Genomic DNA, 22,523 nt, shown 5'->3' with positions numbered 1-22,523 from the left:
AACTATTCCTGGCTTAAGGTGATTGTTTTACTTCTATACGCATTATCTCTTCCACTTACTACAATCATGTAATCACCGGCAGCCAGGTTTGTTAATAATAGATCCTGAGAAACCTGATATTCCTTTAAAGGCATAGTGGTAGAATAAACCAGAATTTTATACGGCGCCTTTCCTTCTATGACTTTTAATTCAATCGTACCATTATTTAAATTCGATAGCGGGTTTCTGCTTTTAATATCAAAATCAATGCTGCCCGCAATAATAGAAGGAGCATTGTGAACATCAACAGATGTGTTTTCAAACGAAGCGTTTGCAGGAGCATTTAAAAAACCAAATAAAGAGAAAAATGAAAATAAGCCGATTGCAATGAAGAATTGTTTTCTGATCGCGTACATATTTACCATAATCGTTATTGTTTAGGTTTAATTTTAAACTATTCACATCAATGCTTCTTACGCATGAATCTGATGAATGTTTATTTTTTCACTCATTTTGATATTTTTTTTAATTATTTTAACAATTGTTAAGAGTATAGCTGTCGTTTTGAATCTATATTTCTATCTCATATAGCAAATTAACCGTAATTCAATATTATGTATTTAAGCTTGCAATAATATAAAACTTTGAATTTTTATTATTATTTCTTTTCGTATTTTTGTCTAATTATAATGGTAAACATTAATTAAAACGAAAGAAGGATTATGGCATTTGATTTGGAGATGATAAAAAAGGTCTATTCTCTTATGCCTCAAAGAATTGAGGCAGCAAAAAAGTTGATAGGCAAACCTTTAACGCTTACTGAAAAAATTCTTTATTCTCATTTGGATGAAGGTACAGCGACAAAGGTGTATGAAAGAGGTGTATCTTATGTTGATTTTAATCCGGATCGTGTTGCTATGCAGGATGCAACGGCCCAAATGGCGTTGTTACAATTTATGCAGGCAGGAAGACCGAAAGTTGCTGTACCATCTACCGTACACTGTGATCACTTGATTACTGCAAAAGAAGGAGCAACAAAGGATTTACCTTTTGCAAATAAAGAAAGTAAAGAAGTATTTGATTTTTTAGGTTCTGTTTCTAATAAATATGGTATTGGATTCTGGAAACCAGGTGCAGGTATTATCCACCAGGTAGTTTTAGAAAATTATGCATTCCCGGGTGGTATGATGATCGGTACAGATTCACATACTGTAAACGCAGGTGGTTTAGGTATGCTGGCAATCGGTGTTGGTGGTGCTGATGCATGCGACGTAATGGCTGGTCTTCCATGGGAACTTAAATTCCCTAAATTAATTGGTGTTAAATTAACCGGTAAATTGAATGGCTGGACAGCACCTAAAGACGTGATCTTAAAAGTAGCTGGTATCTTAACTGTAAAAGGTGGTACAGGTGCTATTGTAGAATACTTTGGCGAAGGCGCTACTTCTATGTCTTGTACGGGTAAAGGTACAATCTGTAACATGGGTGCTGAAATCGGTGCTACCACGTCAACATTTGGTTACGATGAATCTATGGAGCGTTACCTGCGTGCTACAGGCCGTGCAGATGTTGCAGATTTAGCTAACGGTATCAAACAGCATTTAAATGCAGATCCTGAAGTATACGCTTCTCCTGAAAAATATTTCGATCAGGTAATTGAAATTAATCTTTCTGAACTTGAGCCGCACTTGAACGGTCCGTTTACTCCGGATCTTGCTACTCCTGTTTCTAAAATGAAAGAAGAAGCAGAGAAAAACGGATGGCCGTTAAAAGTAGAGTGGGGCTTGATCGGTTCTTGTACAAACTCTTCTTACGAAGATTTATCAAGAGCTGCTTCTATCGCAAAACAAGCTATTGCTAAAGGTTTAGTGACAAAAGCTGAATTCGGTATCAACCCGGGTTCTGAACAGGTTCGTTATACGGCAGACAGAGATGGTTTGTTGGGTACGTTCACAGACCTGAATGCAAAAATATTTACAAATGCCTGCGGCCCATGTATCGGTATGTGGGACCGTGTAGGTGCGGAGAAAAAAGAGAAAAACACAATCGTTCACTCGTTTAACCGAAACTTCGCAAAACGTGCAGATGGTAACCCGAATACATTTGCATTTGTAGCGTCCCCTGAAATGGTTGCTGCTATTGCTATTGCAGGTGATCTTTCTTTCAATCCAATCACAGATTCATTGATCAACGATAAAGGAGAGAAAGTAAAATTAGACCCTCCATTCGGTGATGAACTTCCTACAAAAGGTTTTGCTGTTGAAGATGCAGGCTTCCAGGCTCCGGCTGCTGATGGCTCTGCCGTTCAGGTTGCTGTTTCTCCAACATCTGATCGTTTACAGTTATTAGATCCGTTTAGTGCCTGGGAAGGTACAGACCTTAAAGGCCTTAAATTATTGATCAAAGCAAAAGGTAAGTGTACAACCGATCATATTTCTATGGCTGGTCCATGGTTGAAATACAGAGGTCACTTAGATAATATTTCTAATAACATGTTGATCGGTGCCGTTAACTTCTTCAACGATAAAACGGATGATGTTAAAAACCAGTTAACAGGTACTTATGGTCCTGTACCTGCTACGCAGCGTGCTTACAAAGCTCAGGGAATCGGCTCTATCGTTGTAGGTGATGAAAACTACGGTGAAGGTTCTTCAAGAGAGCATGCTGCCATGGAACCTCGTCACTTAGGTGTTCGTGCGGTATTGGTTAAATCATTTGCACGTATCCATGAAACAAACCTTAAAAAACAAGGTATGCTTGGTTTAACGTTTGCAAACAAAGATGATTACAATAAGATTCAGGAAGACGATTCCATCGATATCTTAGGCTTAACAACTTTTGCGCCAAACGTTCCATTAACACTGGTGTTAAATCACAAAGACGGAAGTAAAGAAGAGATTAAAGTAAATCACAGCTACAACGAACAACAGATTGAGTGGTTCAAATCCGGTGGCGCTTTAAATATCATCAGAGCTAATGTTGGAGCTTAAGTAGTATATAGTATTGAGTACTTAGTACAGAGCAAAAAAAATAGCGCATCAAATGATACATTTGAATGCGCTATTTTTTTACTAACGTGTATTAGCTATTAAAGGTTCTTTAAAAGGCGATGCATTTTGTACTTAGTACTTTATACTCTATACTTAGTACTAGATCGCGTTTCGCTTCAACAAAAACGGGACAAAGATCTGGTCAAAGCTTTTTCGGATATCGGCTTCAATAAATTCAATGCCATAATCACCGCACTTGAGTTTCAATTCATAAAAATATGCCTGCACTTTTTTCGAATATTCTTCTTTAATTTCCTGCGGATAAATTTTTATCTGATCACCGCTTTCCGCGTCTGTCAATAGGTAGGGACGATCCTCCAATTCAAACAATTCTTCCTGCTGTGAATCCCAGACATGAAATAAAATAATGTCATGCTTGTTGTGTTTCAGATGTTGCAGAGAAGTGAACAATTCTTCCATACGTTTATCTTCACCTAAAAAATCCGTAAAGACAACAACCATTGACCGGCGGTGTATCTGCTCTGCAAGCAAATGAAGTACTTCCGGCAGATGGGTTACTTTTTGCGCTGGCTGTTTATCCAGCGTTTGCTGAAGCTGTATAAGTATATTGTGTAAATGAATAGACGTTGATTTCGTCTGGCTCATGTAATCGATCGAATCGCTGAACAGGCATAAACCAAAGGCATCACGCTGCCTTTGCAATAAATTCGCTAAAGAACCGCATGCAATGGTACTGAACCGGAGTTTGTCGTTTGTATTTTCGGGGAAATACATACTAGAACTTATGTCTAACGCCAATACACAGCGAAGATTTGTCTCTTCATCAAACCGCTTGGTAAAAAGCTTATCTGTTTTAGCATATACTTTCCAATCAATAAAACGGGTATTGTCACCCGGATTATAATTTCTGTGTTCTGCAAATTCAACAGAAAAGCCGTGATAAGGTGATTTATGTTTCCCTGTTATGAATCCGTCCACTAACTTTTTAGTTAGTAATTCAAGATTTCCGTACTCGCCTAGTTCTTCTAAATTCATTGTTATTTTGGAGATAGGATCACACTATCAAATCCTTTTTTCTTTAATTCTTTTTGTTTCTGAGTAACTTTTTGTTTGGTCGCAAAACCAGAGTAGATTACCCGGTATAATTTCTTTTTTTTGACCGTTATAAGCTCAATACAGGGTGCTCCGATGGTATAGTCATCTAATTCGCCGATACGCCTAGAAGCGTGCTCATATGAACTGAACGCGCCTATTTGCAGAAGATATCCTTTGGGTCGCTGAATAGGCTCCAATTTAGTAGAATAGAAGCCTGGAGAAAGCGAATTTGGTTTTTGATTATGAACAACCGGCGGCGGTATTTCAATCACATCGCCATCGCTTAAGATCTCTAGTTTTACCTGAATGGTTCCGGGCTGGATCATACCAAGCGCTGTAGCCGCTGCATAAGATACATCAATGATCCGGTCTTTTGCATACGGACCGCGGTCATTTACATATACTTGGATCCAAATCCCTGTTTTAATATTGGTGACTTTTAATTTTGTTCCGAACGCATATGTCCTGTGTGCTGCGGTAAATTTGTTTTTATCGTAGGTTTCTCCTGAAGCAGTTCTTTTGCCTTGAAATTTATTCGCATAGTAACTGGCACTTCCTGTGGTTGGTTCTGATTTTGAAAAAAGGGTGTAGTTCAGGCAAAAAAGAAGGACAAAGATAAATCCAAATTTTGAATGTATGTTTTTGATAATTAGGTTTTTTACTAATGAAACAAAGATTCTAATGCGCTGCATTGATAATGTTTATTTTATTTGTAATTTAAAGAAAATAAATTAGTTTTACTTACATAGTAATTTAACAATTTTGAATTGTGGAAGAGAAAAAAGACAAGGATAATGTGGAGATTTACTCTCAACGTGTGAAGGCGGGGAAACGTACCTATTTTTTTGATATTAAATCAACGCGTTCGAATGATTATTATTTAACCATAACTGAAAGCAAAAAACGCTTTAAAGACGATGGTTTTTATTATGAAAAACATAAGATATTCCTCTATAAGGAAGATTTTAACAAATTTATAGAAGCGCTGCAGCAGTCTGTTGATTATGTTAAGACAGAACTGATGCCTGATGTGGATTTTACTGAATTCGATCGTACAGAAGACGAGGATGAAAATTCAGGATCCCTTGATACGGATTTGAAATGGGATTAATTTCTTACATTCAGAATACTGTTTAAACAGGTAAATATTCCATTTTTTGTACATTAAAAAAATTTTTTGGCGAATAATGACTACTTTTGTATTCGTTAAATTAAATTTTTTATAAAATGAGTTTACAATGTGGTATAGTTGGTCTTCCGAATGTTGGTAAATCAACTCTTTTCAATGCTTTATCAAACGCAAAAGCAGAAGCGGCAAATTATCCTTTCTGTACAATTGAACCAAATGTTGGGGTTGTTACGGTACCTGATGACCGTTTAGGTATTCTGGAAGGCATTGTTAAGCCTGAAAAAGTACTTCCTGCAATTATTGAATTTGTTGATATTGCCGGATTGGTAAAAGGTGCAAGTAAAGGAGAGGGTCTGGGAAATCAATTTCTGGCAAATATTCGTGAAGTTGATGCCATTGTACACGTAATCCGTTGTTTTCAAGACGACAATATCATTCACGTGAATGGTAAAGTGGATCCGATCTCTGATAAGGAAATTATAGAGACAGAACTTCAGTTAAAAGATCTGGATTCGGTTGAAAAAAAACTTTCTAAAGTAGAACGTTCGGCTAAAGCCGGAGACGCTAAAGCTAAGAAAGAAGTTGTTACATTAACCCTTTACAGAAATCATCTTTTAGAAGGCAAAAACGCACGATCTTTAGATTTGCCACAGGAAGATAAAGCAGTTTTGGATGATTTGCACTTATTGACCATAAAACCTGTTATATATGCAGCGAATGTGGATGAGAAATCATTACCGGATGGTAATGAATATGTTGAACGCCTTAGAAAGGAAGTAGAAAAAGAAAATGCTCAGATCGTTATTGTTTGTGCAGCAATTGAAGCACAGATACAGGAATTAACAGATCCGGAGGAAAAGGCTATGTTCTTACAGGAATATGGGTTGACAGACTCCGGGTTGAACCGTTTGATCCGTGCATCATATGCTTTGCTTGACCTCATCACTTACTTCACAGCAGGTGTAAAAGAAGTAAGAGCCTGGACAATCACAAAAGGTTGGAAAGCTCCTAAAGCAGCAAGTGTTATACACAACGATTTTGAAAAAGGATTTATTAAAGCAGAAGTAATAAAGTTAAAAGATTATCAAACATATAAATCTGAAGCTGGATGCAAAGAGGCTGGTAAGATATCTATCGAAGGTAAGGAGTACCTGGTCGAAGATGGAGATATTATGCACTTCCGTTTCAATGTTTAGTAATCATCAGAAAATGAATGTTAAATATTTTTAATTTAATAGTATGAGAGTTCGTTTAATATTTGGTTTAGTGAACAAGGGATCGTATGTTCCTTTTCACCATCAATATTTAATTTCAGAGTTTTTGACTCCTTATATCGATAAGTACTTAAAGTCGATTAAAGAGCCATCAAGAGTATTCTACAACTTTTCTGCCCTTAAGGGACAGACGCGTGTTGGTAAAGAAGGTTTACATTTCTATTCAAGTAAAGTAACCCTTATATTTTCTTCAAACGATCCGGGTTTGGTTGAGTCTTTGGTGAACCAATTATTCAACGAAACAGAGGTTAATCTTGGTAAGCTGATCCTTAATCCGATCAATGTAGATCAGGAGAAATTAGCTGATTTTACAAATGAGATGAAATACATTTGTTTGTCTCCTTTGGCAATCATAACACCTCAGGATAATCCCGTAGATGCAAAACGTTTCATAAATCCATCGTTTGATGTGTTCTCTGATGCATTATATGAAAATACATTGAACAGAATGGAACGCGCAGGATCTACACCGGATGAGATCGCTCAGTACTTCCAGTTTCAGCTTGTGCCGGATAAAGATTACCTGACAAAAATTAAAGGCGAAGAAAAGAAGTTTGCGCGTATTTTCCCTGTCTTTATTGATGATGAAAAATATGAAGTAAGAGGATATACCTTTCCGTTCACGTTCTATGCACACCCTAAAGTGCAGGAGTTTGTATTTACATGCGGCTTCGGTGTATTTGGAGAGAAAGGCTTCGGTATGTTAGATATTGCGAACACAGATCCGAACCTGCGTATTATCCCGTATCCGATAAAGAAAGATTAATTACACAATAATAACAAATACCATCAACGGCCTCTGAATCGTTGACTGTAATAGCCTACAGCACGATCGTATAAGTCTCCCTGAGCGCGGACATATACGATTATGTCGTAGGCATTTTCCGTTTGAGAGGAATTGCCTTCGAAGTATATATCGTCTCGTTTACCTGCATTTACAAGGGCGTAGCTATAATTGTAATATCCTTGTTTTAAAAATAACGCACAGGAATAATATTTTTCAGTTGCATTGTAGGTGAGCATATTTTCCGGAAGTATTTCCCAATTGCAAAAACGTCCTGTAATGTACACATCTCCGGGAGCCTGTTCGCTCATCAGCTGAAAGTGTACGTTCACATAATCCGGATCAGTAGTTTTATTTAAATTCTCATATAACTGAGGAATGAAAGCACCATTGATATCATCGTAGTAGGTATAGGCAATCCCTTTTCTGGATTTTTCCGGCAGTATCCAGGCATCGCATTCTTCATTGGTACGAACTACCTTTCCCACATACATACCATTAAAGAGTACGCTTCTTAAATCAAAAAAACGAAACTCATTGCCTCCGTCAAATGCATTTTCATTATTGAAAAACTGATAACTTAACATGCTCTGATTGGCATCAATAAATGCCGGCTGAAGTGTTCTGATAGCATTGTAGTCTTTGAAGTTTTGCCGTACAACTACTTTTACATCTGCATATGGATTACCTATCGTAAGCTGGCTGTAGTTAATCTGAAAATTTACCTGCTGCTTTTTAAATGCATCTGCGGGCACTGCAGACCTTGATATTAGCGGGATGATCGTTGTAGCATTTTCATAGATAACAAACTGGCGGGTTAATGCAAGATCTTCTTCATCATAATTTCTGTAGACCTTAATAAGATAATTTCCGCTTACTTTAACTTTGGGAATGGTTACGGTATAATGGTAAAACGAAATACGTGTTTTAAACGACATCTCTGCTTCCAGTACACGGAATTCATTGAAGTCATTCAGATACTGATTTGACGAGAGATAGGATGCTGTCCAGTCTGCATTGTAATGATAAATCTTATAATAAAAATATTCCTGTTCATCGCTTAGTTCATCAAATTCAAGAATGAGGCGTGTATTTTGACCCAGAGGTACAAGTGGTACCCCTCTTGAACCATCAGGTTCTGCATAAAACAATACCGATTTAATCTTATCTGAATATATATGATCGATTGGTTTAACATCGGCACCATATGTTGATACGATGCCTGTAAAACAAAATAAAAGTATATATAGATAGATTTTTTTCATAGTTATTGTTCCAGTTTTTCAACACACATTTCCCATTCCGTCTGCAGCTGTAAAAGTTCTTTATCTACTTTATCAAATTCCATGCTGGCTTTTGCTAATTGATCCGGATTGCCGTATACTTCCGGTTTAGCGAGATGTTCTTCTGCGGCTGTTTTTTTCTTTTCAAGTGCTGTTATCTGTTCTTCCAAACGTGAAATCTGCTGTTGGATTTTTTTTATTTCCGGATCAGCAGCTGGTGCCGGAGCTTTTTTCTTTTCAGCTACAGGTTCTTTCTTCTCCTTGGGAGCGGCCGTTGCACCGGTAGTTTTAATATTTTCGATCCAGTATTTATATTCATCGTATGTTCCCGGATATACTTTGATTTCCTGATCTTCGATGTACCAGATTTTGTTTGCAACTTTAGAAACAAAGTGTCTGTCGTGACTGATAACGATCAATGTTCCTTCATATTGCTGTAATGCCTGAATCAAAATATTAACAGATACCATATCCAGGTGATTGGTAGGTTCATCCAGTAATAAATAATTGGCATCAGAGATTAAGGTCTTTGCTAATGCAACACGTGATTTTTCTCCACCTGAAAGTACTTTAATTTTCTTGAAAGCATCATCACTGGAGAACAGGAAGCAGCCGAGTACATTCCGTAATTCTGTTTCTGTCCGGTTAGAGCCATGCTGCTTCAATTCTTCTAATATCTCATTATTTATATTTAATGATTCCAGCTGATGCTGCGCATAAAAAGAAGAAATTACATTATGACCAAGTGCCACTTCACCTTCTGCACTTTCACCGCCGGTTAGGATGCGCAGTACAGTTGATTTGCCTTTACCGTTTGCACCAATCAATGCGATTTTGTCGCCACGCTCAATCTTTGCATCAGTATTTTTAAGAATATGTAAGTCTCCATAACTTTTGGAAATATTCTTTAATTCATTAATTACTCTGCCCGGTTGTGTTTTAAATGTGAAACGGAAGTTTACGGTTTGATTATCTTCCACCACATCTTCAATCATATCCATTCTGTCGAGCGCTTTCACTCTGGACTGTACCTGTGTGGATTTACTTGCTTTGGCTTTGAAGCGTTCAATGAAACGTTCCGTTTGTTTAATTTTTGCCTGTTGATTTTCAAAAGAAGCTTTTTGAATTTCCGATCTTAATTCTTTTTCTTCCAGATAAAAACTATAATTCCCGGCATAGATATTTAATGTTTGCTGGGCTACTTCAACAATTGTTTTCACACAGTTATCAATAAATTCTCTATCGTGCGAAACAACAATTACAGCACCTTCATAATCGCGCAGGTAGTTTTCCAGCCATTGTATGGATGGGAGATCCAGGTGATTGGTAGGTTCATCGAGCATGAGCAGTGCAGGCTTGGCAAGCAGCATTTTGGCAAGCATTACCCGCATTCTCCAGCCTCCGGAAAAATTCTTTAAGGGCTTGTTCAGATCGTTGGTTGAAAAACCTAAACCTTCCAGAATTTTTTCCGCTTTGGATTGTATGGTATATCCTTCAAGTGCCTGAAAACGTTCCTGAAGTGCACTTAATTTTTCAATCATGTCATCGGTATAATCCGTTTCCATTTTATGTATCAATTGATCCATCTGGATTTGAATTTTGGTCGCTTCTTCAAAAGCTTCCATGGCTACCGCTAAAATACTTTCATCACTCTGGAAGGATAGCAGATCCTGGTTTAAGAAACCAATGGTACAGTCTTTGCTTTTTTGAATGTTCCCTTCATCCGCACTATACTCACCTGTAATTACCTTTAATAACGTTGACTTGCCGGTGCCATTTGCACCGATCAATCCGATTTTATCTTTGGGTTTTATCTGCATGGTGATATTTCTGTATAGGGCGCGACCGCCAATGAAGTAGGAGATATTATTCAATGTTAACATGCTGCAAAATTACCGAAAATTAAGCAGTAAAAATATTTGTTTGGAAGAATTCACGAAAGAATTATGAATAGATCATTATGTCAAATGCCAAGGATACTGTTCGGTATAATACAGCTTACCTGTTTCCGGCAGTTTCTATTGATATGATATGAGAAATACATGGGAGGTACATGGGAAAGACGTGGGACAACATTGCTGTAAATATGTAATCCTTATGCCATGCTGATTTAATTCTGTTGCTCCAGAGATTCTACGGATTTGTATTTATGCAGGAATCTCCGGCTGGCCGCTGTTAATTACTCATACGAAATTGTATCTTTGATCTCCTGATTAATTCACAGATGAAAAGAGATGTATAAGAGACCGGATTTTGATGATATATATATGGAACTGGCCGTTAATCTGGCCAAGCGTTCGCATTGTATTAAAAGGCATGTAGGCGCTGTTTTAACAAAGGATACACGCATCATATCCATCGGGTATAACGGTCCGCCGGAAAAGACGCACAACTGCGATGAAGAGTGGCCGGAAGAAGGTTGTCCGCGTGATTCGAAAGGAAGCTGTTCCTTAGCTTTACATGCAGAAGAAAATGCGATTTTATTTGCTGTTAAAAATGGCACAGAAGTAAAGGGAGCAACAATTTATGTAACGTTGTCTCCCTGTATTTCATGTGCACGTTTGTTGTTTGCGTCCGGTGTTAAAAAAGTTATTTACCTGCACTCCTATGCCGAATACAAAGGGCTTGACGTAGATGAAGGCAATGCTTTTTTGTCAAAATTCGGTGTTGAAGTTCAAAAATACTCCGGTGATTTTTCTATGATACATGAATGATTTTTGTTGGTTGCCACAGCTGTCAGAACCACTTGGCTGACTCCTGTTGCACGCAGCTGAGTGGTCAGAGCGCTTTGTTTGTTATTCCATGAATTTATCCGGATGCAGAACAAGATCTATCTAAGCGGTCAGACCACTTGTTTTTGGCAATCAGATCATGTTCACCATCACCTTGTTCTGTGGCACACAGAACAATCTTATTTATCAACACTTACTGCTTTGTTGATTTGTGTAGCACGGACGAAGGTGATGTTTTGTTGGGCTGTGTGCCACAGACCAGAGTGAAGGACCAAGGTGAGAGGTATCCGTTTTTTGTTATAATCAGATCATATTTACTTCAGGCTCTAATTCAATGCCAAATAACTCTTTTACCGATTTACGCACTTCTAAAGAAAGATCAACAATCTCCTGACCGCTTGCCCCGCCGTAATTCACTAATACCAATGCCTGCAACCGGTGTACACCAACATTGCCAATGCTTTTACCTTTCCACCCTGCTTTTTCAATCAGCCAGCCGGCAGGTACTTTTATGGTATCAGGTTTTGTACCAGGGAAGAATACAATATCAGGGAATTTAGTTTTTAACGCATCAAAATCTTTTGATGGTATTTCCGGATTCTTAAAGAAACTACCTGCATTGCCTAATTGTGCCGGGTTTGGGAGTTTACTTTTACGTATTTCTATAACAGCGTTACTCACATCCCGAATGGTAGGAGAGGTGATCCCTTTTTCATCCAGCACCTGTTGAATAGCACCGTAAGAGGTGTTTACTTTTGGCTGTTTTTTCAAGCGGAAAGCCACTTGTGTAATGACATATTTTCCTTTATATATTTTTTTAAAAATACTTTCTCTGTATCCAAATATACATTCACTGTTTGAAAACCGTTTTTTAGTTTTTGTTTCAATATCAATGCATTCAACAGATTCAATCGTATCTTTCACTTCCACGCCATAAGCTCCTATATTCTGGATCGGAGAGGCGCCTACCGTGCCCGGTATCAACGATAGATTTTCCAGACCGGCCCAGCCTTTACCTACGCAGTATAACACGAATTCGTGCCACACTTCACCTGCGCCGCATTTGATCAAAACAGTGTCTGCATTTTCAGAAAGTATTTGAATACCTTTAATCTCATTTTTAAGAACAATCCCTTCAAAATCTTTTGTAAAAAGCATGTTGCTGCCTCCGCCTAGTAACAGCATGGGCTCATTCAGCTCTTCAAGTTCTTCTAATATCGAAAGCAGTTCTTTTTCCGATTTAAAAACAGTGAAGAGTTTTGCTTGTGCCGAAATGGCAAAAGAATTGTATTTTTTTAAGTCTTTATTCTGTATAATTTGAGGAATCATTGATCGCTTCTGATATGTTAGGACAAACATCCGCATTTAGTTCGTATCCTTCAAATGCTTTTTGGGAAATCGCAATATTTTGCCCATAAAAACAGTTTTTTTACATAAAAAGGGAACTTTTTTATTTGTAATTATTCTAAATTATAATGTTCATATATTTTAGAATTACCTAAAATTAAGTAAATCAAGTTTTTGCATTATTCTTCAGGCCAAAATCTTGTTTTCTTGCGTGCAGACAAAGAAAAAATGTTTGAATAATCGAATTGGCATGATAGATTTGTAGGACTTTTAGGTAAAGTATGGCCAAAATTTCGGAAAAAACAGTGTTAAACATGTCCAGATTAACTATTCTGATGAGTAGAATTTCGAGATCAATCCTTACGTTAGTAGCATTCTCTTTTGTAACTCTAACTTCTTCATTTGCAGAGGTTAAAGATTCATCAGCCTCTGCTACAGCGGAAACTCCGGCACTTGATGGCAAAGGAGAGCAATTATTCAAGGAAAATTGTAAATCATGTCACAAAATCCATGAAGAATCAGTAGGACCTGCTTTGTCAGGTGTTACGAAACGCAGATCAGCTGACTGGTTACATCAGTGGATTAAAAACAATGCCGTGTTTAGAGCTTCAGGCGATAAAGACGCTATTGCTATTTATGAGAAGTATAAAAAAGCAGAAATGACTGCTTTCCCTACTTTCACAAATGAAGACATTGATGCGATTATAGCATATGTTGAATCCGTTCCTAAAGAGGATCCTGCTAAATTAAAAGGTACTGAAGATCCTACCAAGCCTAAAGGCGAAACAGAAGGCGGACAATACGATACAATCATTCTTACCTTGATCGTAGTTGTATTGGTTCTTGTGCTTGTGGCAATGCTTGTTTTCTTATCTGTAATTAAACGTTACTTAAAAGAAAAAGAAGCAGGCCTGGATGCAGAAGACAGAGAGTTAGTAGATCAGAAATTTGATATTAAAGCGCTTGTTAAGAGCAAAGCATTTATAGCAATTGTTGTTTTATTATTTGTTGGTGCAACGGTTCGTTCTTGCTGGATCGGTGCTCAGGAAGTAGGCGTAGAACAAAACTATGCACCGGTGCAGCCGATTGCATTCTCTCACAAATTGCATGCAGGTGACAACAAGATCAACTGTAACTATTGCCACACCGGGGCGTACAAAGGCAAGCAATCAAATATTCCTTCATTAAATATCTGTATGAACTGTCATACCTATATCAAGAAAGGTCCTCTTCATGGTGAAACTGAAATTGCTAAATTGGTAGATGCGTACGAAAAAGGTACTCCGATTAAATGGGTACGTGTACACAACTTACCTGATCTGGCTTACTTCAATCACTCTCAGCACACACAGGTTGCAGGCATTGAATGTCAGAAATGTCACGGTCCGATTGAAGAAATGGAAGTTGTTAAACAATATTCTAACTTAACAATGGGCTGGTGTATTAACTGTCACAGAGAAACAGCTGTAAACAGTGAAGATAATGCATACTATGATCGCTTGTTGAAAGTTCACGAGGAGTCTAAGAAAAAAGGCAATATGACTGCTGAGGAAATCGGTGGATTGGATTGCTCTAAATGTCACTATTAATTAAGAAAGTTCGAAAGCCTAGTTATTCATATATATGAAAGATAATAACAAAGTATTTTGGAAAGGTGTTGAAGAGTTGGGTAACAGCCCTGAATTCGTAAAGAATGCTCAAAATGAATTTCCAGAATTCCTTCCTCTAAAGAATTCTTCTGAAGAATCAAACGGAACGGATAGAAGAGACTTCTTAAAGCTTTTGGGCTTTAGTGTTGCAGCCGTTTCTCTAGCTGCTTGTGAAGCTCCGGTTAAAAAAGCTATTCCATATTTAAATAAGCCTGAAGAAATAGAGCCAGGTATTGCAAACTATTATGCTTCTACTTTTGTAGATGGCGGTGAATATTGCAGTGTATTGGTAAAAACGCGTGAAGGTCGTCCGATTAAAATTGAAGGGAACAAGCTTTCAAGCGTTACAAAAGGCGGTACAAACGGTCGCGTTCAGGCATCCGTATTAAGTCTGTATGATACAGCTCGTATTCAGGGGCCTTTAATTAAAGGTGCTGCTGCTACGTGGGCTGATCTGGATAAGCAGGTAGGTGTTCAGTTGGGTGCTATTGCAGCAACCGGCGGAAATATCCGTATTGTTTCTCCGACTATTTTAAGCCCGACAACTAAAAAAGCAATTGCAGCATTCAAAGCAAAATATCCATCAACAGAGCATGTGCAATACGATGCAAACTCTTCTTATGGTATTTTAAAAGCAAACCAAACATCATTTGGTCAGGCTGTAATTCCTTCTTATGATTTCAGCAAAGCAGAAGTAATAGTAGGCTTTGGCGCTGATTTCTTAGGTACATGGATTTCTCCGATAGAGTTTGTTTCTCAGTATGCTGATACACGTAGACTTAGTAAAACTAAGAAAACGATGAGTCAGCATTTTCAGTTTGAAACGGCTCTTTCGTTAACAGGCAGTAATGCTGATTACAGACAACCGATCAAACCTTCACAGGAAGGGTTGTTTATCGCTGAACTATATAATAAAATTGTTTCATCTAAAGTTTCTACAACTCCTGTGAAAAATGATGTATTAGATAAAGCTGCTGCAGCTTTATTAAAAGCATCGAACAGAGGTAAATCATTAGTTGTTTCAGGTTCAAACGATGTTAATGTTCAGATTTTAGTAAATGAAATCAACTTAGCATTAGGTAACTACGGTACAACAATTTCATTAGCTACACCTTCGTTCCAGAAACAAGGAAATGATGAAGCAATGAATACGTTTATAAACGATGCGGTTGCAGGCAAAGTAAATGCTGTGATTTTCTATGGTTCAAACCCTGTGTTTGATCATGCAAGAGGAGCAGAGCTGGCTAAAGCATTATCATCGGTATCGTTAACAGTATCTTTTGCTGATAGAGTTGACGAAACAGCAGCATTAACAAAATTCGTTGCACCGGATCATCATTATTTAGAAGCATGGGGTGATGCAGAACCAAGAGCTGGTTTCTATTCACTAGGACAGCCGAGTATTTCTCCAATATTTAAAACGAGAGCTGCTCAGGAGTCACTTCTTTTATGGTCTGGTAATTCCGGTGATTATTATGAATTCCTTAAATCTAACTGGATCTCATCGATCTTAGGTGGTGCTTCATGGGATCAGGCATTGCAGGACGGTGTATTCGAACCTAAAAATAAATCAGGTGTAGAAGTAACTGCTTCCAGTTTCGACCGTTCAGCTGTTGAAGCAGGTATCATTAAAAACTACCCTGCCAATACATCTGGTATTGAATTAAAATTATACGAAAAAATAGGCTTGGGTACAGGTTCTCAAGCGAATAACCCTTGGTTACAGGAATTACCTGATCCGATCTCTAAAGCTACATGGGATAACTACGTAGCGGTATCTGCGAGTTATGCTAAAGCAAATGCGTTAGAGCAAGGAGATAGAGTTGCGGTTAAGTCTGCTAACTATTCTGTAGAACTTCCTGTTTTGATTCAACCTGGTCAGGCTGGTAATACGGTATCGATAGCAATCGGATACGGAAGAACACATGTTGGGAAATGCGGGGATGGAGTAGGTAAAAATGTTTATCCATTCGCACGTTTCGTAGACGGCTCTGTATTGGATTTCGTTACAGGCGTTTCTGTTACTAAACTAGGTGGCGATAAATATCCAATTGCTCAAACTCAAACACACCATACATTAATGGCTCGTCCGATTATTCAGGATGCGTTATTATCTGAATACATTAACGACCCTTCTGCAGGCAGATTCAAACCAACGGTTTCAACACCGGATGGTAAAAAAGCTCCTGCATTAGTTGATATCTGGAAAGATCAGCACCATCAGCCAAATCACTTATGGAGCATGTCTATCGACTTAAACACCTGTTTAGGTTGTGGTGCCTGTGTGATTGCTTGTCAGGCTGAGAACAACGTTCCGGTAGTTGGTAAAAAAGAAGTTTTAAATGCACGTGAAATGCACTGGATCCGTATCGACAGATACTACAGTTCGGATGCAGAACCCACTAAAACAGGGGAGTACTTTACTTCTGATGCAGAAGGTATCGGTTACGGAACATTAGAAATTCCTTCTGAAAATCCTCAGGTTACTTTCCAGCCAATGATGTGTCAGCACTGTAACCACGCACCGTGCGAAACGGTTTGTCCGGTTGCTGCAACAACACATAGCTCTGAAGGTTTAAACCAAATGACTTATAACCGTTGTATCGGTACACGTTACTGTGCAAACAACTGTCCATATAAAGTTCGTCGTTTCAACTGGTTCAAATACTTCGACAACGAAGAGAAATTTGACAAAAACGTTGCGATGAATACTTCATTGGGCCGTATGGTATTGAACCCGGATGTTACAGTACGTTCTCGTGGTGTAATGGAAAAATGTTCATTCTGTGTTCAGAAAATACAGGAAGGCAAGCTTAAGGCTAAGAAAGAAAAACGTCACATCGTGGATGGTGAAGTTACTACAGCTTGTGCAGCTGCTTGTGCAACAGGAGCAATCTTATTCGGTGATTTAAGAGACGTTGAAGGTAAAGTTTACCAGGAACGTAATGTGCACAATCCAGAGCGTACATACACAGTTCTTGAAGAATTGAATGTTCAGCCGAATATTACGTATTTGACAAAAATCAGAAATATTTCTAAAGCCTAATTTAATCGAGATTTAAGATTATGCAAGTTACTTCTTCGGTAAGGCCGCCGTTGGTTACAAACGGAAAAACAAAACAAGACGTTACCAACGATATTTGTAGACAAGTAGAAGGTGCGCCTTCAACTGCATGGAAAATATCATTTGCTATGGCATTGATCACATTGTTCTATGGTGGTTACTGCTTATGGACAACATGGTATGAAGGTATTGGTATGTGGGGATTGAACAAGACAATTGGTTGGTCCTGGGATATCACGAACTTCGTATGGTGGGTAGGTATCGGTCACGCCGGTACATTGATCTCTGCCGTATTGTTACTATTCCGCCAAAAATGGAGAACATCTATTAACCGTGCAGCAGAGGCGATGACAATCTTTGCCGTTATCTGTGCTGCTACGTTCATTATTGCGCACATGGGGCGTCCGTGGGTTGGTCACTGGGTATTACCTTTCCCGAACAACAATGGTTCTTTGTGGCAAAACTTTAACTCTGCCTTAATGTGGGACGTATTTGCGATTTCAACATACTTCACTGTATCATTAGTATTCTGGTATGTAGGTTTGATTCCTGATTTTGCAACCATCCGTGAAAGAGCTACAGGTATCCGTCGTGTTATTTACGGTGCGTTAAGTATGAACTGGGACGGTTCAGCAAAAACATGGTCACGTTATGAAGCTGTATCCTTAGTGTTGGCAGGTGTTTCAACACCACTTGTACTCTCAGTACACACAATTGTATCCATGGACTTTGCAACGTCATTGATTCCGGGGTGGCATACAACAATCTTCCCTCCGTATTTCGTTGCTGGTGCGATCTTCTCAGGTTTTGCGATGGTATTAACACTAATGCTGGTAACACGTGTGCTGTTCGGCTTAGAAGATTACATAACAATCAACCACATTGAATCGATGAACAAGATCATCGTATTAACAGGTTCAGTTGTAGGTATTGCTTATATTACAGAGTTCTTCATTGCGTGGTACTCAGGTGTACCATATGAAAAATACGCCTTCATTAACCGTGCATTCGGTCCGTATTGGTGGGCATATGCAACCATGATGACATGTAATGTGATTTCCCCGCAAATGTTCTGGTTCAAGAAAGTACGTACAAGTATCGCCTGGACATTCGGTTTATCTATTGTAGTAAACATCGGTATGTGGTTTGAACGTTTTGTAATTATCTGTACTTCATTACACAGAGACTTTATTCCTTCATCCTGGTCTTACTTCTCGCCAACGTTATATGATGTAGGGGATTACTTATTTACCTTCGGATTATTCTTCACATGTTTCTTATTATTTGCGAAGTATTTCCCGGTAATTAACATGGCTGAAGTTAAAACAATCATTGATTCATCTTCTGAAAAGAAATAACCTAAGTCCTGAATACTTATAAATAACATGGAAAAAGGAAAGAATTTTGTATTTGGTGTGTATGATGATGAAGCAGTATTGATGAACGCTGTAGATCAGATTCGCGCAAAAGGGGTAAAGATACATGAAGTATATACTCCATATCCGGTTCACGGGCTTGACAACGCATTAGGATATAGTTATTCAAACTTACCTATCGCAGGCTTCCTGTTCGGTATTGTCGGAACAATCACAGCCTTATCAATGATGATTGGTATGCTGGGATTTGACTGGCCGATGGATATTGGTGGTAAACCACACATTCCGCTACCTGCTTTTATTCCGATCACGTTTGAATTAACGGTATTGTTTTGTGCATTAGGTATGACCGGAACATTCTTCGTTGCAAGTAATCTGAATCCATGGTCTACACCACAGATGTTTGATCCAAGAACAACAGATGATAAATTTGTTATTGCTTTTGATACTGCATCAAACAAACACGACTCAGCAGCTCTGAAATCGATCCTTTCAGAAACCGGAGCTTCTGAAGTAACTACAAAATCATTGGAAAACTAAGAAAGGCTTCATATACTATGACAATGAAAACCTTCAATATAGCAGCCGCAATCGTATTTGCCGCAACCGTTTCATCGTGTAACCACAACTTTGATCAGATACCTGTTCACGAAAGCCCTAGAAATGAATATGCACCAAACATGTATGTTTCTGAAGCGTATGAACCAGTTACTTTGGTTGAAGATAAAGAACATTTCCCGGAAGCATATAATGTAATGCCATATAACAATGGTTCTAACTTACGTATGCCGGTACCAGGTACTATTAAACGGGGAGCTGTTCCATATCACATTACTAAAGATTCATTAGCACAGGCTAATGCAACATTAGTTTCACCTATTGCGCCAACAGAAGAAGTATTGTCTGAAGGACAGGTTTTATTTAACAGATTCTGTTCTCACTGCCATGGTGAAGGTGGAGAAGGCGATGGTCCTGTAAATGATAAATTACAAGGTGTTGCCAACTTAAAATCCGGAACACTTAAAGCAGTTAATGCCGGACACATATTCCATGTTATTACATATGGAAAAGGGAGAATGCTTCAGCATGCTTCTCAATTGGAACCTTTAGAGAGATGGAAAATTTCACTTTATGTGAAAGAAGTTCTACAAAAAAAATAACTATTTAGAACGAAGGTAGATTTATGGCACATCATCACAATACTTCAGTTAATCTTGACGAAAAGTTTGTATTCTCTGCGGAGATAAAGAAAAAACTATTTATTTTAATAGGAGTAGGGGTAATCCTTGTAATCATAGGTGTTTTCCTTGCAATGTATCAGGAAAATCATGCACATGGAGGACATGGTGAACACGCAAGTGTTACTACTTCATTAGTTGCAGATGCACACGCTACAGATGCACACGCAGCTGAAGCTCCTCATGGCGATGCGCATGCACATGCTGAAGCAGGACATGAGGCACATGGTGACCATGGTGCTCACAAACCAACGTGGGCATTACGCCTGATCAAAGATCTTTGGCAGAACAATATTTTCTTTGCAGGTATTGCTGTAATGGGTGTTTTCTTTGTTGCATTCAATTACGTTGCCTGGGCAGGGTGGTCTGCTGGTATCCAACGAATTCCTTCGGCTTTCGGTAACTATCTTTGGGTAGCGGCACCTTTGACAATTGTATTGTTTGTTGTATTCGGTCATGATTTATTTCACTGGACGCACGAAGATTTATATGACAAGACAAGCGCACATTACGATCCATTGTTAGACGGTAAAAAAGCATTTCTGAATACACCTTTCTTCCTTGCACGCACAGTAATTTACTTTGCATTATGGTTATTCAGCTGGACTACACTTCGTAAGTATCAGAAGAATGAAGATTTATCTCCGGATACAAAATGGTGGCACAAAAGTGTTGTAACATCAGCGTTTTTCCTGATCTTCTTTGGTGTTACTTCTTCTATGTCTGCATGGGATTGGGCAATGTCAATGGATCCGCACTTCTTTAGTACAATGTTCGGTTGGTATGTATTTGCCAGCTGGTTTGTTTCAGCATTAGCTTTCATTACATTAATTGTTGTTCTGTTAAAAGACAATGGTTACCTGTCAATCATCAATGAAAACCACTTACACGATTTAGGTAAATTTGTATTTGCATTCTCTATCTTCTGGACATACATCTGGTTCGAACAATTCTTATTGATCTACTATGCAAATATTCCTGAAGAAGTTGGTTATTTTGTTCAACGTTTGAAGACAGATGCGTATACACCTATTTTCTTCTTAACATTATTCCTTAATTTCTTCTTCCCGTTCCTTGTGTTAATGACAAGAGGGTCGAAAAGAATGGGTATCATGTTGAAAATTGTTTGTGTTGTTGTAATATTAGGTCACTGGTTTGACTTCTACATGATTACTACACCTCCGGTATTAAATCAATCAGGTGGCTTAGATGGTATATTCTTATTCATGGAATTGGGCTTAGCTATGGTCTTTGTTGGAGTATTCTTATTCATGGTGTTAACAGCGTTATCCAGATTGCAGTTAATTCCTAAGAATCACCCGATGATCGAAGAAAGTGTTCATCATGATGTATTTTAATTAAAGCCATTACAAAACTCTATATATACAATGACTTCTGTAATTATAATTGTAGCAATTGCCCTAATACTATCAATACTCTATTTGATATTTAGAATTGGTGTATTAACGAATGTGATAAACGGCCGGTACCAGAAAACAGTTGGTGTTGGTAACACGGTTAACGCCTTCCTGTTTATCGTAGTATTTGTAACGGGTGTACTAGCATTCTATTTATCTTTCATGTCTGCGAGAGATAAGTTTTTACCTGAAGCTGCTTCTGCTCACGGTGTAAGAACTGATATGTTGTTCTGGGTGATTATGGCCGTTTTAACACTTGCGTTCTTAGTAACAAACGCATTGCTGTATTTCTTTCCATACATGTACCGTTTTAAAGAAGGTAACAGAGGTTATTTCTACCCTGATAACCATACAGTAGAGCGTATCTGGACAATCATTCCTGCAATTATCATGGCTGGTTTTGTTGTGTATGGTTACAAAGAATGGCATGCAATTACGTCTCCTGCTCCTGCAGGTTCAGAAGTAATTGAGATCATGGGTAAACAATTTGCATGGCAGGTGAGATACCCGGGTGCTGATGGACAGTTAGGTAAATATCATTTCAGAAAAATTGATGCTGTGAACGAGTTCGGTATTGATTTTAATGATACTGCAAGTTACGATGACTTTATTCCAATGGAATTGCATTTACCAAAAGGTAAAAACGTTTCATTACATATTCGCTCAAGAGATGTAATCCACTCGGTATTCTTACCGCACTTCCGTGTGAAAATGGATGCTGTTCCGGGAATGCCAACGAAGTTCTGGTTTACACCAACAATTTCTACAAAAGAAATGCGTGAGAAAACAGGAAATGCTGAATTTAATTATGAATTAGCTTGTACTGAAGTGTGTGGCCGTGGTCACTATGCCATGCGTTTCCTGGTAATTGTTGATGAACCTGCTGACTATGAAAAATGGAAAGCTTCTCAAAAATCATGGGCTTCTTTAAATGCTGCTTATGTAGCAACTAAAGCTCCCAACGTTTTAAAAGAAAAGTATTTAAAAGAGTTCTTACCTTCAGAAACAATTGCTAAGACTTCTGTTTCGGATACATTAATGACTCCTGAAGTTGTTGCAGATAGTGCGCATGTAGATCTGAAATTTTCTCACGAGTAATATCAGGTAACGCTTCAAAATTAAATTTGAATTAATAACAATTTAT

General features: G+C 38.3%; 18 protein-coding genes. 12 read left to right on the top strand and 6 right to left on the bottom strand.

What is annotated here, in order from left to right:
- Positions 1–2: 2 nt before the first annotated feature.
- The gene (locus CHU_RS10855; protein WP_011585604.1) at positions 3–404 is read right to left on the bottom strand and encodes a hypothetical protein; all 402 of its coding nucleotides are present in this window, start codon (positions 402–404) and stop codon (positions 3–5) included.
- A gap of 297 nt (positions 405–701) precedes the next feature.
- On the opposite strand from CHU_RS10855, the gene CHU_RS10850 reads away from it, so the two are divergent.
- On the top strand, positions 702–2,969 hold the full coding sequence (locus CHU_RS10850) for an aconitate hydratase (RefSeq protein WP_011585603.1): 2,268 nt from the start codon (positions 702–704) through the stop codon (positions 2,967–2,969).
- A 159-nt stretch (positions 2,970–3,128) separates the two neighbouring features.
- Here CHU_RS10850 and CHU_RS10845 read toward each other — a convergent pair whose 3' ends face one another.
- The gene (locus tag CHU_RS10845; RefSeq protein ID WP_011585602.1) at positions 3,129–4,025 is read right to left on the bottom strand and encodes a DUF58 domain-containing protein; all 897 of its coding nucleotides are present in this window, start codon (positions 4,023–4,025) and stop codon (positions 3,129–3,131) included.
- Between the two features lie 2 nt (positions 4,026–4,027).
- Positions 4,028–4,777: a septal ring lytic transglycosylase RlpA family protein gene (locus CHU_RS18910; protein WP_011585601.1), complete on the bottom strand. Its 750-nt coding sequence runs from the start codon at positions 4,775–4,777 to the stop codon at positions 4,028–4,030.
- 77 nt (positions 4,778–4,854) lie between these two features.
- On the opposite strand from CHU_RS18910, the gene CHU_RS10835 reads away from it, so the two are divergent.
- The 3 genes from CHU_RS10835 (at position 4,855) to cas6 (ending at position 7,254) form a co-directional block, all read left to right on the top strand.
- Entirely contained in the window at positions 4,855–5,196 is a 342-nt protein-coding gene (locus CHU_RS10835) for a DUF3276 family protein (protein ID WP_011585600.1), read from the top strand.
- A 116-nt stretch (positions 5,197–5,312) separates the two neighbouring features.
- Positions 5,313–6,410 carry a redox-regulated ATPase YchF gene (ychF, locus tag CHU_RS10830; RefSeq protein ID WP_011585599.1) on the top strand — a complete coding sequence of 366 codons (1,098 nt, stop codon included), beginning with the start codon at positions 5,313–5,315 and terminating at the stop codon, positions 6,408–6,410.
- 43 nt (positions 6,411–6,453) lie between these two features.
- Positions 6,454–7,254 carry a CRISPR-associated endoribonuclease Cas6 gene (gene cas6, locus CHU_RS10825; protein WP_011585598.1) on the top strand — a complete coding sequence of 267 codons (801 nt, stop codon included), beginning with the start codon at positions 6,454–6,456 and terminating at the stop codon, positions 7,252–7,254.
- Between the two features lie 23 nt (positions 7,255–7,277).
- Here cas6 and CHU_RS10820 read toward each other — a convergent pair whose 3' ends face one another.
- Positions 7,278–8,537 (bottom strand): DUF5103 domain-containing protein, encoded by a 1,260-nt coding sequence (locus tag CHU_RS10820; RefSeq protein ID WP_011585597.1) that lies wholly within the window; start codon positions 8,535–8,537, stop codon positions 7,278–7,280.
- Positions 8,538–8,539: 2 nt separating this feature from the next.
- Positions 8,540–10,438 carry an ABC-F family ATP-binding cassette domain-containing protein gene (locus CHU_RS10815; protein ID WP_011585596.1) on the bottom strand — a complete coding sequence of 633 codons (1,899 nt, stop codon included), beginning with the start codon at positions 10,436–10,438 and terminating at the stop codon, positions 8,540–8,542.
- A 351-nt stretch (positions 10,439–10,789) separates the two neighbouring features.
- Between CHU_RS10815 and CHU_RS10810 the strand changes: the two genes are divergently transcribed.
- On the top strand, positions 10,790–11,269 hold the full coding sequence (locus CHU_RS10810; protein WP_011585595.1) for a deoxycytidylate deaminase: 480 nt from the start codon (positions 10,790–10,792) through the stop codon (positions 11,267–11,269).
- A gap of 321 nt (positions 11,270–11,590) precedes the next feature.
- Here CHU_RS10810 and murB read toward each other — a convergent pair whose 3' ends face one another.
- Positions 11,591–12,616: a UDP-N-acetylmuramate dehydrogenase gene (gene murB, locus CHU_RS10805; RefSeq protein WP_011585594.1), complete on the bottom strand. Its 1,026-nt coding sequence runs from the start codon at positions 12,614–12,616 to the stop codon at positions 11,591–11,593.
- A 332-nt stretch (positions 12,617–12,948) separates the two neighbouring features.
- On the opposite strand from murB, the gene CHU_RS10800 reads away from it, so the two are divergent.
- The 7 genes from CHU_RS10800 to CHU_RS10770 all read left to right on the top strand — a co-directional run bounded on the left by CHU_RS10800 (position 12,949) and on the right by CHU_RS10770 (position 22,477).
- A complete protein-coding gene (locus CHU_RS10800) occupies positions 12,949–14,223 on the top strand; it encodes a c-type cytochrome (RefSeq protein WP_238379262.1) in 1,275 nt (424 codons plus the stop codon).
- Positions 14,224–14,257: 34 nt separating this feature from the next.
- On the top strand, positions 14,258–17,329 hold the full coding sequence (locus tag CHU_RS10795) for a TAT-variant-translocated molybdopterin oxidoreductase (RefSeq protein ID WP_011585592.1): 3,072 nt from the start codon (positions 14,258–14,260) through the stop codon (positions 17,327–17,329).
- 20 nt (positions 17,330–17,349) lie between these two features.
- Positions 17,350–18,705 (top strand): NrfD/PsrC family molybdoenzyme membrane anchor subunit, encoded by a 1,356-nt coding sequence (gene nrfD / locus CHU_RS10790; protein WP_011585591.1) that lies wholly within the window; start codon positions 17,350–17,352, stop codon positions 18,703–18,705.
- Positions 18,706–18,732: 27 nt separating this feature from the next.
- Positions 18,733–19,263, top strand: coding sequence for a DUF3341 domain-containing protein (locus CHU_RS10785; RefSeq protein WP_011585590.1), 531 nt, complete (start codon positions 18,733–18,735; stop codon positions 19,261–19,263).
- A gap of 23 nt (positions 19,264–19,286) precedes the next feature.
- On the top strand, positions 19,287–19,883 hold the full coding sequence (locus CHU_RS10780; RefSeq protein WP_238379261.1) for a c-type cytochrome: 597 nt from the start codon (positions 19,287–19,289) through the stop codon (positions 19,881–19,883).
- Between the two features lie 23 nt (positions 19,884–19,906).
- Positions 19,907–21,319, top strand: a complete 1,413-nt coding sequence (locus CHU_RS10775) for a hypothetical protein (protein WP_011585588.1) — start codon at positions 19,907–19,909, stop codon at positions 21,317–21,319.
- Between the two features lie 84 nt (positions 21,320–21,403).
- Positions 21,404–22,477 carry a cytochrome c oxidase subunit II gene (locus tag CHU_RS10770; RefSeq protein ID WP_238379260.1) on the top strand — a complete coding sequence of 358 codons (1,074 nt, stop codon included), beginning with the start codon at positions 21,404–21,406 and terminating at the stop codon, positions 22,475–22,477.
- Positions 22,478–22,523 lie beyond the last annotated feature (46 nt).

Origin of the sequence: Cytophaga hutchinsonii ATCC 33406 (assembly GCF_000014145.1) — a bacterium.
In the GTDB taxonomy this organism is placed as follows: domain Bacteria; phylum Bacteroidota; class Bacteroidia; order Cytophagales; family Cytophagaceae; genus Cytophaga; species Cytophaga hutchinsonii.
This window is presented reverse-complemented; position numbering and strand designations above follow the sequence as displayed.

Excerpts from the sequence above, each read along its gene's own strand:
- CHU_RS10855 (WP_011585604.1), bottom strand. The coding sequence starts at position 404 with ATGGTAAATATGTACGCGATCAGAAAACAATTCTTCATTGCAATCGGC.
- CHU_RS10850 (WP_011585603.1), top strand. The coding sequence starts at position 702 with ATGGCATTTGATTTGGAGATGATAAAAAAGGTCTATTCTCTTATGCCT.
- CHU_RS10845 (WP_011585602.1), bottom strand. The coding sequence starts at position 4,025 with ATGAATTTAGAAGAACTAGGCGAGTACGGAAATCTTGAATTACTAACT.
- CHU_RS18910 (WP_011585601.1), bottom strand. The coding sequence starts at position 4,777 with ATGCAGCGCATTAGAATCTTTGTTTCATTAGTAAAAAACCTAATTATC.
- ychF (WP_011585599.1), top strand. The coding sequence starts at position 5,313 with ATGAGTTTACAATGTGGTATAGTTGGTCTTCCGAATGTTGGTAAATCA.
- cas6 (WP_011585598.1), top strand. The coding sequence starts at position 6,454 with ATGAGAGTTCGTTTAATATTTGGTTTAGTGAACAAGGGATCGTATGTT.
- CHU_RS10820 (WP_011585597.1), bottom strand. The coding sequence starts at position 8,537 with ATGAAAAAAATCTATCTATATATACTTTTATTTTGTTTTACAGGCATC.
- CHU_RS10815 (WP_011585596.1), bottom strand. The coding sequence starts at position 10,438 with ATGTTAACATTGAATAATATCTCCTACTTCATTGGCGGTCGCGCCCTA.
- CHU_RS10810 (WP_011585595.1), top strand. The coding sequence starts at position 10,790 with ATGTATAAGAGACCGGATTTTGATGATATATATATGGAACTGGCCGTT.
- murB (WP_011585594.1), bottom strand. The coding sequence starts at position 12,616 with ATGATTCCTCAAATTATACAGAATAAAGACTTAAAAAAATACAATTCT.
- CHU_RS10800 (WP_238379262.1), top strand. The coding sequence starts at position 12,949 with ATGTCCAGATTAACTATTCTGATGAGTAGAATTTCGAGATCAATCCTT.
- CHU_RS10795 (WP_011585592.1), top strand. The coding sequence starts at position 14,258 with ATGAAAGATAATAACAAAGTATTTTGGAAAGGTGTTGAAGAGTTGGGT.
- nrfD (WP_011585591.1), top strand. The coding sequence starts at position 17,350 with ATGCAAGTTACTTCTTCGGTAAGGCCGCCGTTGGTTACAAACGGAAAA.
- CHU_RS10785 (WP_011585590.1), top strand. The coding sequence starts at position 18,733 with ATGGAAAAAGGAAAGAATTTTGTATTTGGTGTGTATGATGATGAAGCA.
- CHU_RS10780 (WP_238379261.1), top strand. The coding sequence starts at position 19,287 with ATGAAAACCTTCAATATAGCAGCCGCAATCGTATTTGCCGCAACCGTT.
- CHU_RS10775 (WP_011585588.1), top strand. The coding sequence starts at position 19,907 with ATGGCACATCATCACAATACTTCAGTTAATCTTGACGAAAAGTTTGTA.